The sequence below is a fragment of the Endozoicomonas sp. ALB032 genome (genome assembly GCF_049310125.1).
GTDB lineage: Bacteria > Pseudomonadota > Gammaproteobacteria > Pseudomonadales > Endozoicomonadaceae > Endozoicomonas_A.
Genome location: NZ_JBLYNW010000001.1, coordinates 393,541 through 407,706 on the forward strand (window position 1 = coordinate 393,541; position 14,166 = coordinate 407,706).

10 protein-coding genes are annotated in these 14,166 nt (G+C 46.2%); 5 read left to right on the forward strand and 5 right to left on the reverse strand.

Features of this window, described 5'->3' with window-relative positions:
* Positions 1-31: 31 nt before the first annotated feature.
* From ACO6VG_RS01460 to ACO6VG_RS01475, 4 genes are all read left to right on the forward strand, one after another.
* Positions 32-292, forward strand: coding sequence for a hypothetical protein (locus ACO6VG_RS01460; RefSeq protein ID WP_422135276.1), 261 nt, complete (start codon positions 32-34; stop codon positions 290-292).
* Between the two features lie 150 nt (positions 293-442).
* Positions 443-2,494, forward strand: coding sequence for a hypothetical protein (locus ACO6VG_RS01465; RefSeq protein WP_422472327.1), 2,052 nt, complete (start codon positions 443-445; stop codon positions 2,492-2,494).
* A gap of 70 nt (positions 2,495-2,564) precedes the next feature.
* Entirely contained in the window at positions 2,565-3,956 is a 1,392-nt protein-coding gene (locus tag ACO6VG_RS01470) for a hypothetical protein (RefSeq protein WP_422472329.1), read from the forward strand.
* Between the two features lie 133 nt (positions 3,957-4,089).
* Positions 4,090-5,505: a hypothetical protein gene (locus tag ACO6VG_RS01475; RefSeq protein ID WP_422472331.1), complete on the forward strand. Its 1,416-nt coding sequence runs from the start codon at positions 4,090-4,092 to the stop codon at positions 5,503-5,505.
* 70 nt (positions 5,506-5,575) lie between these two features.
* Here ACO6VG_RS01475 and dnaJ read toward each other — a convergent pair whose 3' ends face one another.
* The 3 genes from dnaJ to grpE form a co-directional block, all read right to left on the reverse strand.
* Complete coding sequence (dnaJ, locus tag ACO6VG_RS01480) at positions 5,576-6,715, reverse strand: molecular chaperone DnaJ (RefSeq protein ID WP_422135280.1); 1,140 nt, start codon at positions 6,713-6,715, stop codon at positions 5,576-5,578.
* 205 nt (positions 6,716-6,920) lie between these two features.
* Positions 6,921-8,840, reverse strand: a complete 1,920-nt coding sequence (gene dnaK / locus ACO6VG_RS01485) for a molecular chaperone DnaK (RefSeq protein ID WP_422138871.1) — start codon at positions 8,838-8,840, stop codon at positions 6,921-6,923.
* Between the two features lie 191 nt (positions 8,841-9,031).
* Positions 9,032-9,616 carry a nucleotide exchange factor GrpE gene (gene grpE, locus ACO6VG_RS01490; protein ID WP_422135282.1) on the reverse strand — a complete coding sequence of 195 codons (585 nt, stop codon included), beginning with the start codon at positions 9,614-9,616 and terminating at the stop codon, positions 9,032-9,034.
* Positions 9,617-9,874: 258 nt separating this feature from the next.
* Between grpE and recN the strand changes: the two genes are divergently transcribed.
* On the forward strand, positions 9,875-11,560 hold the full coding sequence (recN, locus tag ACO6VG_RS01495) for a DNA repair protein RecN (protein WP_422472333.1): 1,686 nt from the start codon (positions 9,875-9,877) through the stop codon (positions 11,558-11,560).
* A 2-nt stretch (positions 11,561-11,562) separates the two neighbouring features.
* Here recN and ACO6VG_RS01500 read toward each other — a convergent pair whose 3' ends face one another.
* Positions 11,563-12,045: a hypothetical protein gene (locus tag ACO6VG_RS01500; RefSeq protein ID WP_422135284.1), complete on the reverse strand. Its 483-nt coding sequence runs from the start codon at positions 12,043-12,045 to the stop codon at positions 11,563-11,565.
* An 89-nt stretch (positions 12,046-12,134) separates the two neighbouring features.
* Complete coding sequence (locus ACO6VG_RS01505) at positions 12,135-13,862, reverse strand: GspE/PulE family protein (protein ID WP_422411077.1); 1,728 nt, start codon at positions 13,860-13,862, stop codon at positions 12,135-12,137.
* Positions 13,863-14,166: the final 304 nt, after the last annotated feature.

A 14,166-nucleotide genomic window follows, 5' to 3' on the forward strand; every position in this document is an offset into this window, starting at 1 on the left:
CTATTGAACCCGATAGTAAAGGATTACGCCAATGAACATTACAAGCCATGCCATCAAGCTGATATCTGTATTACTCATAACGATGAGTTTTTGTGTCAACGCTGATATTACAGAACAAGAAAAAGAACGCTTCCTGAACGCCTCGTTGGCCAATTATGATATTGGCCGCCACATAGAGGTGGAGACCACGGCAGATATTGCAGGCACCTTAAAACGAAACGGCTTTAGTACAATCACTGACTTTGAATGGACCGACCTTCATGACGCATTTAAACTGGAGCTTAGAACCTAAATACAAAGGACTCACCCATTCAATGCTAAGTAGTTGGCCGTATGGAATCTTATATTTCTGGCTAATTGGACAGTTATCAACACGACAGATCGAAATACACCTATTAACGCTTTCTCAGCCAGTAACGGGAAATTGGTTCGGAGGTTCATTATGATTAATAGTCATCTTCCAGTTCAGCCCAGACTTACCAGTGAACTGTCAACACAAGAAAAAACAATTAATGTAGAAAAAGGTGACCAAACTACTACTGATACCTTTGCCAGTCAGGAACACCATAATATAAACAAAATCTTTAAGAATGATGTTTGTGCAACTTCTGCCATAAACCAAGTACACAAACCGGAAAATACCTTGGAAAAATCTTTTCCTGAGCCCCCGACTAAACTGGAGCATTATTATGTTTCAACTAATGAAGGAATTACCTGGCATGATGAAAAAAGAACAGCCTGTGAAAGTTCGTCCGCAGAGGTGCTTCCAAAAAAGTTAAAAAACACTAAAGAGTCTTCTATTATCGAAAGTAGTGCTCTCCAGCAAGTTGGTTGTTTGATACCAAAGGACAAGCAATGGATATCTTTTCTTCAGGATTTTTTCAGGCAGATACCGATTCATGCATCATCTATGAATAGAATCACCTCTTTGCAAAGTAAAGCTGGGAAAGTTAAAGAAATAGTTTTTCTGGTAGAAGCTAGCTCCCCCACTCAGGGCTATGGAAATTTAAACCTGTATATAGAATTCTTAAGGAATTTTGTCAGACTTTCCCCTGGCACTTTAAATCTGGTTCGCTTTTCTGGCTATGAACCTACTCTTAGCAACAAATTACCAAATCTTCTTTCTGGTTTACCTGCGCGTGACATTGATGAGTCTATCATTCACGGGGATCACAAATTATCGTCACCAAAAATAAGACCAGATAAAATATTTGGTATTCCATACATCATAGAACAGACAATACCAACCCATCTTTTATCAAAAAACACACTACAAATTTACACCGTTTGGGACTCGTATAAAACATCAACAAAAGCTCCATTATTTCAAATAACTAACTATAGATGGTTCACTGAATGTACGAAGGAAATACCCCTGAAAAACCGAGAAAATCATCTACCCATTTATCCGTACGAGATCAATAAAGATACGTCAACACCAGAGTTAATGAAAAGGGATATAGCTAACAGCTTACAAAAGCCAGTAATACAAGGTTATGATACTGAAAAATTAGCTCAATTTTTTACCGAATTATTGCAATCGGCCAAAGAAAATAAAATATATTTAGCCCTTTCTTATCATGCTTGGGGAATGTTAAAACATGAGTATTACAATTACACAAATGCTGCTAAAGCGTGTTTTGGTGATAAGCCTATCATTATTATTGCACCACACAGCGAGAATATCAGTCTGTCTGAGAAAGGAAAAAAAGAACTCAGTGATACTGGTAATATACAGTTTTCAACTAATTACTCCCTGGACTTTACCACTGAGAAATCACTTATAGATAAGGTCACCGTATTTGAATTTACTTTTTTACCGAAGCGACTGTTTGAGTTGGTTTGTTATTTTTCCAACATCCCCATTTATGCACCGGGAGCCAGCACCGCTAATATTGCACAATGCTTAAATAAACCCTACCTTGGACTGGGCAGATGTGGTCATAGAGTACCAAAAACAGGCAACCCGAAACTATTAGGCCGCTGGAAAGTAGCTAATAGTGCATTCCATTTAAATCCATTCCTTATGCAAGAGGTTAAATCGGCTCTGTTAACAATGAGCAAAGAGCAAATAGAATTATGTGACAGAAAAAATAAACATGATTTCTGGTATGACCCTGAGAATGCCCATTTAGAACTCGATAAGATATGCAGAGCAGTCACCGACGATATCCTGAGATATCCTGGGCTAATCCCAACGTTAATTCCGCATTTTTTTAATGGAACGGATACCTCAAAAATCCATGAATACACTGATCTCTCAGCTGACGATCGGCAAAGTTACTTTACCCGGTTATTAGACGAAGGTAGATTACCCGAGTTTTGCCAGTACGTCTGTGATAAATCAAATGAAATAATGCTTGATTATATGTCTCAAACAACTAAGCCAGGAGATAGTTTTTATGAACTGGCCAGAGAATTACAACAAAAGGCATTGCATCCTGATAACAACATGATGTTGGAAGTATTAGAAAGAAATCTTCCGGATAACTGAAGCCCGGCAATAAAGGAGTACGCCAATGTACATTACAAATGCCATCAAGCTGATCTCTGCATTACTCATATTGATGAGTTTTAGTGTCGACGCTGATATTACAGAACAAGAAGGACATTGCCTGAAAGATGCACTGGCCGGTTATGATATTGAGTACCTTACAGAGGTGGGGACTACGGCAGAAGAAGTCTTTCTTTTTTCTCAAAAAGCCCCAATGGTCAGCCCGTATGACATTCACAGTTTTACACGGCGCAACATTACTCCGGAAGTCGTTGCATCATTTCGTCCTGAAGTGGCCAATGATTCGTTTTTTATAGATAAGGTTCTACGGGCAGGGTTAAGCCCCCAAACGGCAAATAGCTACCTCGACGTCGGCATTAATGTGGCCTTCAGTATCATCGGGTACGCCAAAAAACGAATATCCCCTGATCTTGCAAATTCTCTATACAAAAACCTCTTTTTCGTAATCATGAGCAGTGATCGTATCCCTATTCAAGATGAATTTAAACAGTGGATAACGGCAGAAAACCTGTCTAAATACAGAGGGCTCACCATATCAATCGATCAGTTACAAGATCTCTACTTTTCCAAAGTGCCCCCAGATTTTCTTCATGAAGCTAAAAGTAAGGGTATAAAACTGTATGATGCAATGTCTCTTTACTTTCTCAGCATTGACTTGGACACCTACCCGTCTTTAATCTCTGACCAAAATACCTGCACTGTGTATCCCATTTCTCATCTTAAATTTGAACACTTGGGTAATCTTGTAAACTACCAGAGTAAAAAAGAGCCCATTCCTCTACCAAAAGCTCTATTTTCCGAGCTAAATTCCATATATATCCAATACGATATGTACCACTTTTCAACAGACGATCAAGCGGAAATTTTCAAGTACGTTGAAAAGGCTGCAAAAGATGTAAAAAACCCCACGATCTATAGTTTGCTCTACCTGACCGCAAAAATTGTTTCAGACAAGCTTCACTACGCATTAGTGGATGGCGAGCTGAGTCTTACCTTCCCGGAAGGCTGTTCAATAGCTGAATATTGGCGAAGGGGCATGGGTGACTGTGATAAATATATGGCATTGGGTGCGGTTGTTTTTGCCCAACTAAAACAACTGTTTCCTGACGTACTGACCAATGTTTACCTAAGCAAGGAATGGTTTTCGACATACAAAAGACATTCCTGGAATACCGTCGTCATTGCAGAAGAGAATCACCTGATTGTTACGTACATTGACATCATGAGATACGACACTGATTCCAATGTTCTGCGCCTTATTCTTCAGTTTCTTATACAACTGCATGACGCCTTGCACAATCTGTATGAGGCAGCTGGCTGCATCCCGAGCCCACTCAGAAACAAAAATGAAGAACTGGGAGCAATGTACCCAGAGTACTTCGAGATGCGAAACTTTCTTAGCAAATACGAAGAATACTTCTGTACGACGCAATCGAAGTAGGCTGGGCGTCAAACCAGGAGCCTGCAAGGTCGGCTTTACCTGTAAATCATCTATACCCCTGGGGGAACTTCTCGCTCTCCAGAAACTCTAATACATAGAGGACCATTAAATCTGCCAGTAAAGGAGTACGCCTATGAACATTGCAAAACGTGCCATAATACTGACAACTGCGCTGCTCATAACGACGAGCTTCTGCGCCGAAGCTGATATTACAGAACAAAAAAAACAGGCTTTCTTGAACGCCGGGCTAGTCGATTATGATATTGAGAGCCTCATAGAAGTAGGAACCACGCCAGAAGAAGTCCTTCTTTTTGCTCAAGATGCCCCAACAATCAGTCCAGACATTATTTACTATTATACTCACTTCAACATTACTCCGGGCGTTGCCGCTATGTTTCATCCCAGAGTCATTTCCAAACCATTTTTTATTGCAGATATTCTCGAGGCAGGACTAACTCCCCAAACGGCTAACAGCTACATCGAGGCAGGTGTTTATCGTGCCAGGTCTATTATCGCTTATGTTAAACATGGAATACCTCCCAATCTTGCAGACTCCCTAAACAAGAACGGCTTGTATATCGCCACGGATACTGAACAGAGAGATTTTCATGAAACATTCGAAAAAGGCTTAACAACAAAAGACCTGCCCAGATACATCGGGCTCGCCCGCACACCCTTTGAATTAAAAAAACTCTACTCTTCAAAAGTGCCTACAGCTTTTATTCATGAAGCCATGAGCAAAAACATAACGCTGAGTGATGCAACTTCCCTCTACTTCCATGGCATTGACCTGGACACTTACCCTTCTCTAATCTCAGACCAGCCAACCTGCAGTGTATACCCCGCTAATCATCTTGAATTTGAGTACATCGGTAATCTGGCGGGCTACCAGAGTAAGAAAGAGCCCATCCCTCTACCAAAAGATTTATTTTCCCAGCTTAACTCAATACATGTTTATAACAGCATGAACCTTTTTTCGACAGACGACCAGGCGGAAATTTTCAAGTACGTTGAAAACATAGCTAACTATGTAAAAAAACCAACGATCTATAATTTGCTCTATCTGACAGCTCATATTGTTTCACAAAAGCTTCACTACGAGACTGTGGATGAAGGCGAGCTGGCAATGACTTTTCCGGAGGAGTGTTCAATCGCTGAATATTGGCGAAGGGAGATTGGCGACTGTGATAAATACACGGTACTGGGAATGGTTGTTTTTGCCCAACTGAAACAGCTGTTTCCTGACGTACTGGCAAATGTTTACCTGACCAGGGCATTGTTTTCACCCTACAAAACACATGCCTGGAATACTGTCGTTATTGCAGAAGAAGATCGCCTGATTTTCTCCTACATTGATATAACAAACTTCGACAATGATGCCGATACTCCAAACTCTGATTACCGGGATTTTCTGGAACAGAAAGAACTAGTTTACAAAAACCCGTTCAGAGACAGAAACGAAGCGCTGGGAGCCATGACTACAAAGTACTTCAATCATCAATACTTTCTTACCGAGTACGATAAATATTTCTGTAAGCCTACGCATTAATTGAACAACGCTGGACATAAAAAAAGTGGCACTGAAGCCACTTTTTTTATTTTCCATTCTGACTGACCGATCACTTGCCCATATCGTCGAAGAACTTTTTAACCCCTTCAAAGAAAGAGGTTTTCTTAGGCGACTGACGATGCTCACCTTCGGCAGCAAAGGTTTCCTTCAACTCTTCCATCAGCTCTTTCTGGCGTTCAGTCAGATGCACCGGCGTTTCTACCACAACACGACACATCAGGTCTCCACGACTACCGCCACGCACCGGTGTGACACCTTTATCGCGCAGACGGAACAACTTGCCAGTCTGGGTTTCTTTTGGAATCTTGAGTTTTACCCGACCGTCGAGGGTCGGAACTTCCAGTTCGCCACCGAGGGCTGCATCAACAAAGGTAATAGGCACTTCACAGTAGAGGTGCTTGCCATCACGCTGGAAGATCCGATGGTCTGCTACGCTGACCTGAACGTAGAGATCACCGGCTGGACCACCATTGACGCCCGCTTCACCTTCACCAGCCAGACGAATACGGTCACCGGTATCGACGCCGGCAGGAATTTTTACAGACAGAGTCTTATATTCCTGAACCCGACCTTCACCATGACACTCACGACAAGGGTCTTTTATCATCTTGCCGGTGCCGTGACAATCAGGACAGGTTTGCTGAACAGAGAAGAAACCCTGCTGCATACGCACCTGACCCATGCCTCCACAGGTGGTACAGGTAACCGGAGAAGTGCCTTTCCTGGCACCAGAACCGTCGCAGGACTGACAGACTACCAGGGAAGGAATCTTGATTTTCTTGGTAGTCCCCTTAACCGCTTCTTCCAGACTCAGCTCCAGCTGGTAGCGCAGATCAGCACCTCGCTGAACAGAGCTGCGGGAGTGGCCGCCGCCACCAAAGATGTCTCCAAAAACATCACCGAAGACGTCACCGAAACCGCCAGCTCCACCGAAGCCGCCAGCTCCACTGCCGCCCATATTGGGATCGACACCGGCGTGACCGTATTGGTCGTAGGCGGCACGCTTCTGATCATCAGAGAGGATTTCGAAAGCCTCGTTTACTTCCTTGAAATTCTCTTCTGCCTCTTTGTCATCAGGGTTACGGTCAGGGTGGAACTTCATAGCCATGCGGCGGTAGGCCTTCTTGATCTCCTTGTCAGAGGCCCCCTTTTCTACGCCCAGTACTTCGTAAAAATCACGTTTTGCCATCAGTAACACCCTGTGGTCAGGTTCCGTCAGATCACCTGACCGAAATAATCCAAATCGCTTTCATACATCGGGATCGATCCCGATTTATTGAATCAGAGACTGTTTGGAAAATCAGCGAAACTTTTCAGACAGCCTCTTAAACACAAGAGCGCGGGAGAAAGCTCCCGCGCCGCCAAATCAACTCATACCGCAGCGCGGAATGGGTTTACTTCTTGTCATCTTTCACTTCTTCGAACTCGGCATCTACGGCGTCGTCCGCAGCAGAAGAAGATTCAGCTTCCTGAGCACTCTCAGCACCCGGCTGCTGGGCTTCAGCGTACATCTTCTGAACCAGACCGGAAGAAGCTTCAGAGAGTGCCTTGGACTTCTCTTCAATCAGATCCTTGTCGTCACCCTTCAGCGCTTCTTCCAGAGCAGTCAGAGCTTCGTTGATCGCACTCTTCTCTTCTTCAGTGGCCTTATCACCGGCTTCTTCCAGAGTCTTGCGGGTAGCATGTACCAGACCATCGCCCGTATTACGGACAGCCGCCAGCTCTTCAAACTTCTTGTCTTCAGCCGCGTTAGCTTCAGCGTCCTGAACCATTTGATCAATTTCATCGTCAGACAGGCCGGAAGAAGCCTTGATCACAATGGACTGCTCTTTGCCAGTAGCCTTGTCCTTGGCAGAAACATTCAGGATACCGTTGGCATCCAGGTCGAAGCTGACTTCAATCTGAGGCATGCCACGTGGAGCCGGTGGAATGTCAGACAGGTCAAAACGTCCCAGAGACTTGTTGGCAGAAGCCTGCTTGCGCTCACCCTGACAAACGTGAATGGTCACAGCACTCTGGTTGTCATCAGCAGTAGAGAATACCTGAGACTTCTTGGTCGGAATCGTGGTGTTCTTTTCAATCAGGGCAGTCATAACTCCACCCATGGTTTCGATACCCAGAGTCAGTGGAGTGACGTCCAGCAGCAGCACGTCTTTAACGTCACCCGCCAGAACCGCACCCTGGATGGATGCACCCATGGCTACCGCTTCGTCAGGGTTCACATCTTTACGAGGTTCCTTGCCGAAGAAAGCAGCAACTTTTTCCTGAACCATTGGCATACGGGTTTGACCACCCACCAGAATGACTTCGTCGATGTCAGACAGATCCAGGTCGGAGTCCTTAACCGCCAGACGACATGGCTCCAGAGAACGCTGAACCAGGTCTTCAACCAGAGACTCCAGTTTAGAGCGGGTGACTTTAACGTTCAGATGTTTAGGACCGGTTGCATCGGCAGTGATGTAAGGCAGGTTAACATCAGTCTGCTGAGCAGAAGACAGCTCAATCTTGGCTTTTTCAGCAGCTTCTTTCAGACGCTGCATGGCCAGAGGGTCACCTTTAAGGTCGATACCCTGGTCTTTTTTGAACTCTTCTGCCAGGTAATCGATCAAACGCATGTCAAAGTCTTCGCCACCCAGGAAAGTGTCACCGTTGGTGGCCAGTACTTCGAACTGGTGCTCGCCGTCAACATCGGCAATCTCGATGATTGAGATATCAAAAGTACCACCACCCAGGTCGTATACAGCGATGGTCTGGTCACCCTGCCTCTTGTCCATGCCGTAGGCCAGAGCAGCAGCAGTTGGCTCGTTAATGATACGCTTGACATCCAGACCGGCAATACGGCCAGCATCTTTGGTTGCCTGACGCTGAGCATCGTTGAAGTATGCAGGTACGGTAACCACCGCTTCAGTAACAGACTCGCCCAGGTAGTCTTCAGCGGTCTTCTTCATTTTCTTCAGGATTTCAGCAGAAATCTGAGGCGGCGCTTTTTTGTCACCTTTAACTTCAACCCAGGCGTCGCCATTGTCAGCTTCAACAATCTTGTAAGGAACCATCTGGATGTCTTTCTGAACCACATCGTCTTTGAAACGACGGCCAATCAGACGCTTGATGGCAAACAGGGTATTGTCAGGATTGGTAACGGCCTGACGCTTGGCTGGCTGACCTACCAGAGTCTCACCATCGTCAGTGAAGGCGATGATAGAAGGCGTTGTACGACCGCCTTCAGCATTTTCCAGAACCTTGGCTTTTTCACCATCCAGAATAGATACACAAGAGTTAGTGGTACCCAGATCAATACCGATTATTTTACCCATTGTTCAATCTCTCCATTGCCCTGATTCCAGGACGAAATTCTTTAGTTCAATTCTTTAATTCTTCAGCTGAGGGCTGCTTGCCAGTGTCTGGTGAGCAGCTGTTTTTGGCCTTTGAAATCAATATGGGATCAATCGATTTGATTTCAAGGCTGTTGAAATATTCTTTTTTGAATATTCCTCAGCAAAATCACTTATTTGGAAACAACAACCATAGCCGGACGAATCAAACGACCATTCAGCTTGTATCCTTTCTGGAAAACATCAATCACGGTGTTGGCTTCAACATCGGGATTCGGAACCATCGACATGGCCTGATGGAAGTTCGGGTCAAAAGGCTGACCACTGGGGTCTTCCTGAACTACCGCGAAGCGTCCCAATGCATCCAGGAACTGCTTCAGAGTCAGCTTCATACCTTCTACCAGGGCTTCGTGAGACCCTTCTGCCTGTTCGGCACTTTCAATGCCTTTTTCCAGGCTATCAACCACTGGAATCAGTGCGTCAACAAATTTTTCCAGAGCAAATTTGTGAGCCTTTTCAACATCCTGCTCGGCACGACGCTTAATGTTCTGCATTTCAGCAGCAGTACGCAGAGTCTGATCTTTCGCCCTGGCAAGTTCTTCGTTGAGTGCTTCCAGCTGACTCTCAAGGCCGTCGGTCAGATTACCTTCACTGTCGAGTTCAACACCACCCTCTTCGTTCAGCAGGCTTTCTTCTGCCTGCTGCTCTGTGGCTTCTTCCGTTACCTGCTCTTCAGGTTTGCTGCTTTCTACTGTCATTCCAGAATCTCCGACCGGGAGGCAATCATTTAGATGAAACGTATATTGGGTCACGAATTCCGGATTCAAGACCTGAAAAACAGTTTTTTTAACGCAAGCGATCATTTCGCAAAACACCGGGCCGCAAAACAAAATCACAACGGCCACCCATCTCATTCAGTTCAGGATCAGTGGATTTTTTCAGCTCTGACTTTACGAATCGCACACTTCAGGTTACTGTATATATAAACAGTAAAGCTACAGTAGCGGGTATTTATCATGCTGACCCAACTGTCCATCAGCAACTTCGCCATCGTTGACCAGCTGGATCTGGACATCCATTGTGGAATGACTGTCATTACCGGCGAGACCGGTGCCGGTAAGTCCATCATGCTGGATGCTCTCGGTCTGGCAACGGGTGACAGAACCGATAGTCACTGTGTTCGTCAGGGTACTGACAAAGCTGAGATTCACGCTTCTTTTGATATCAGCCAGTGCACTGCGGCAAAAGCATGGCTGCAAGAAAAAGATCTGGCCAGTGATGATGAGTGCATTCTCCGAAGAGTCATTACCAAAGAGGGACGGTCCCGTGCCTATATCAATGGGACTCTTTCTCCCCTTGCGGATCTTCGGGCCATTGGTGAACGGTTAATTGATATCCATGGCCAGCATGAAAGCCAGTCGTTACTGAAAAAAAGCAACCATCGACTGCTTCTGGATGATTATGCCGACATACAAAAACTGGCCTCTGAAGTGGCTCGCACTGCCCATCAGTTCAACCAGACACATGATGAACTGACCACTCTCAGCCATAATCGCAGGGAGCAGGATGAACGAGTGCAACTGCTCAGCTATCAGCTTCAGGAGCTGGAACAGCTATCGCTTCAGGAAGGAGAGCTGGAACAACTTGAGCAGGAACTCAAACAGTTATCCCATGCTGAAGGCACTCTTTCCGTGTGTCACGAAATCAATGCTATCTGCTCAGACAACGAGGCAGGTAACATTCTCCAGAAACTCTCCACCTGCCTGCAGCGCCTGAGCGATCTGCAAATAGATCACCCAGCCATCAACAACACAATTGAAATGATGTCCTCTGCCCAAATTCAGGTCGAGGAAGCGGTAGGAGAAATCAATCACTTTATCGATCATTTTGATGCCGATCCCGCCAGAATGCGGGATGTGGATGAACGCCTCAGTGCTATTTACGACCTTGCGAGAAAGCACAGGGTTCAACCCGAAGCGTTATTGGAAAAGCAAAGCACGCTTGGCTCTGAGCTGGAGAGCATCCAGTTCAGCGATGAACGGGTTGAAGCATTACAACAAAAGCTGATCGAACTAAAATCCGAGTTTCAGAACCAATGCGAAAAACTCTCCAGAAAACGTCAGTCTGCTGCCAGACAACTTGAAAAGAAAATCACTAGACGCATGGCTTTGCTCGGCCTGCCCCACGGAGAGTTCATCATTGCCCTGACACCGATAGAGGGCAGCATGCTCTCAGCCAATGGTGCTGAAGAGGTCGAATTCCTGGTGACGACTAACCCGGGTCAACCACCCAGAGCACTCGCTAAAGTGGCCTCTGGTGGTGAACTGTCGAGAATCAGTCTGGCCATTCAGGTGATAACCGCTCAAACCTCTCACGTTCCCAGCATGATCTTTGACGAAGTGGATGTGGGCATTGGCGGTGGCACTGCGGAAATTGTCGGGGCCATGCTCAGGGAGCTGGGAGAAAGAAGTCAGGTAATTTGTGTCACCCACCAGCCTCAGGTAGCATCCCAGGGGCATCAGCATTTGCATGTCAGCAAGAAGGTTCGCAATGCTAAAACCTCCACTGAGATCGTCGGCCTGAAAGGCGATTGTCGTGTTAAAGAGGTGGCCCGAATGTTGGGCGGTGTAGAAATGACCGAGTCCACACTCAACCACGCAAAAGAGATGCTTAGTCTCTGTGTTTCAAGGTCTGCCGCCTGAAATTACCTTTGCAGCTCCTTAATCAGTAACCCCATTCCTTTAGCCAGTTCCTTCACGGCTTTGGGTGCATATTCTATTTCAACCCAACGTTCATCCTTATCGGGATATAAAATCCAGCAACGCTGCTCAATACTGGAACAGTCTGACTCCAAAGTATGGCCAACGCCGAACACTGTCAGGGTGTTATTGTTTCGGACCAGCCCCCGCTCCAGTTGCTGATGCCGAGTCACCACCAACTCCCCTTCCCGGTTGGCTCTTACAGAATACTCTATGGATGAGTTTCTGGCTCCACCTTTAATTGCGTTAGCCTTGAGCAGGCTGTTCAAATAAGACTCCAGCACGAGATCAGCCACAGCCGGATCAAAATTCTGCTGCATCTGCTCAACAAATGATTGGGGTTTTTCGGCAGGCTTCAGTTCCATTACCTTCTGCGCTTGTATTGCAAAGGGTAATAGCAGCAAGCCTGTAAGGATAAGTGTTTTCATTATTATCTGACTGTTCCACTGCCACTTCACATATTAATATCGAATAGTCAGTGGGAGACTGCAACCATTTCTTCTTAAAGCTGAGTCAATCAATGCTGCTGGTCTGGTGTCACTCTCATCACTTCTTCGATGGTTGTTAATCCTGTTGCTACTTTCTGAGCTCCGGAAAGGCGAAGACTGTACATACCTTCTTTGATGGATTGACGACGAAGGCTTTCTATATCAGAAGTCTCTGCCAGCATGTCCTTAAGAGATTGAGACATAGGCATTAACTCATAAACACCCGCTCGCCCCCTGTATCCGGTATCCCTGCATTCCAGACAACCCACAGGTTGAAAGATCTGCGAAGGCGCGGGGGCTGTCCAGGGACGAGTCAGGGATTTCCAACCAGACTTATCGAGTTTTACAGGCTGTTTGCAAGAAGGACACAGTGTTCTGACCAGCCTCTGTGCCATAACTCCCAGAACCGTTGCTTTGATCAGATAGTGGGGAACACCGAGTTCCAGCAGACGGGTTATGGCAGACGGCGCGTCGTTGGTGTGTAAAGTGGAAAGCACCAGATGCCCGGTCAGCGCCGCCTGAATCGCCATTTCAGCGGTTTCCAAATCCCGAATCTCACCCACCATAATGATATCCGGATCCTGACGTAGCAGCGCACGCAGGCCGCTGGCAAATGTCAGATCAATATTATGCTGAACCTGCATCTGATTGAAGCTGGACTCCACCATTTCAATAGGATCTTCAATAGTACAAACATTCACCTGATCAGAAGCCAGACTTTTCAGCGTCGAATAGAGCGTAGTAGTTTTACCTGAACCAGTAGGGCCCGTGACCAGAACAATCCCGTTGGGCTGCGCGGTCATATGAGTCCAGCGACGTTCGTCTTCTCTGGAAAAACCCAACTCGCCAAATCCCTTGACCAGAACATCCGGATCAAAAATCCGCATCACCAGCTTTTCCCCGAAGGCGGTCGGCAGGGTTGAAAGTCGCAGTTCAACTTCATTGCCATCCGGGTTGCGGGTTTTAAGTCGGCCATCCTGTGGCTTTCTTTTCTCTGCCACATTCATACGACCCAGAATCTTAAGGCGACTGGTTACGGCAGCCGCCACCTTGGCAGGCATCTGGTAGATCAGGTGTAGCACCCCATCAATTCGAAAACGCAGGTGAGTCTGCTCTCGTCTGGGCTCAACATGAATATCACTGGCCCTTTGTTCAAAGGCATACTGGAGCAACCAGTCGACAATATTAACTATGTGCTGGTCATTGGCGTCCGGAGCCTTCATATTGCCCAGCTCAAGCATCTGCTCAAAGCTGTTCAACTGAGTGGACTGGACGCCGTTGTGTTCATTAGCACCCAGGACAGACTTTGCCAGTCGATAAAATTCCGAAGTGTATCTTCGAATATCGGTTGGATTGGCGACCACCCGCCGGATTTCCTTGCGGTTAATATGTCTGAGATTATCCTCCCAGCCAATGTGCCACGGCTGTGCTGAAGCGATCACGAGCTCGTCAGCCGAGACTTCTACTGCCAGAATCTGATGACGTATGGCATAAGCGTGAGACATGACCGGAGTAATGGCAGTAGCATCAATTTTCAGAGGGTCAATGTGAAAATACTCCTGGCCTGACAGATCTGCCAACCAATGCATCAGGGTATCGAGATCGAGAGAGCCGCCACTGCGGGCGTCCTTCAGATCCTGTGAGGCAATGTACTCCAGAGGGTGAAGCTTAAGTTGATCAGCATTTCGATGACGAGCCAATATTTCATTGGCTTCCGATTGCCTGATCCGACCCGTCTGAATCAGATCAGAGACCACTGTCTGCAGATCCAGAAGGAGTTCTCTGTTGTTGAGTGAGGCCCTGAATTTATTGGCGTTTGACTTCGGCTCACGGACACTGGACACTGTCGTTTCCTTTTACCTTGAAAAGCTTTCCATCTCGCTATTCTCCACTAAACCGTCAGCTTATGCCTATAAGAAAATTCAGGCTTTTAAGCAGAAGTTCAATTCAGCAATGGTTCAACTAAGTATATCGCCAGAATAAACCGCGACTGATGTCTGTTATAAATGGCTTTCTGGATACGAGGTGACCCATTCCCCTCTATACTGACTTTTACTCAAT

What these genes read in the sequence shown, in the direction of transcription:
- ACO6VG_RS01460 (WP_422135276.1), top strand. Translation starts at nt 32, where the DNA reads ATGAACATTACAAGCCATGCCATCAAGCTGATATCTGTATTACTCATA.
- ACO6VG_RS01465 (WP_422472327.1), top strand. Translation starts at nt 443, where the DNA reads ATGATTAATAGTCATCTTCCAGTTCAGCCCAGACTTACCAGTGAACTG.
- ACO6VG_RS01475 (WP_422472331.1), top strand. Translation starts at nt 4,090, where the DNA reads ATGAACATTGCAAAACGTGCCATAATACTGACAACTGCGCTGCTCATA.
- dnaJ (WP_422135280.1), bottom strand. Translation starts at nt 6,715, where the DNA reads ATGGCAAAACGTGATTTTTACGAAGTACTGGGCGTAGAAAAGGGGGCC.
- dnaK (WP_422138871.1), bottom strand. Translation starts at nt 8,840, where the DNA reads ATGGGTAAAATAATCGGTATTGATCTGGGTACCACTAACTCTTGTGTA.
- grpE (WP_422135282.1), bottom strand. Translation starts at nt 9,616, where the DNA reads ATGACAGTAGAAAGCAGCAAACCTGAAGAGCAGGTAACGGAAGAAGCC.
- recN (WP_422472333.1), top strand. Translation starts at nt 9,875, where the DNA reads ATGCTGACCCAACTGTCCATCAGCAACTTCGCCATCGTTGACCAGCTG.
- ACO6VG_RS01500 (WP_422135284.1), bottom strand. Translation starts at nt 12,045, where the DNA reads ATGAAAACACTTATCCTTACAGGCTTGCTGCTATTACCCTTTGCAATA.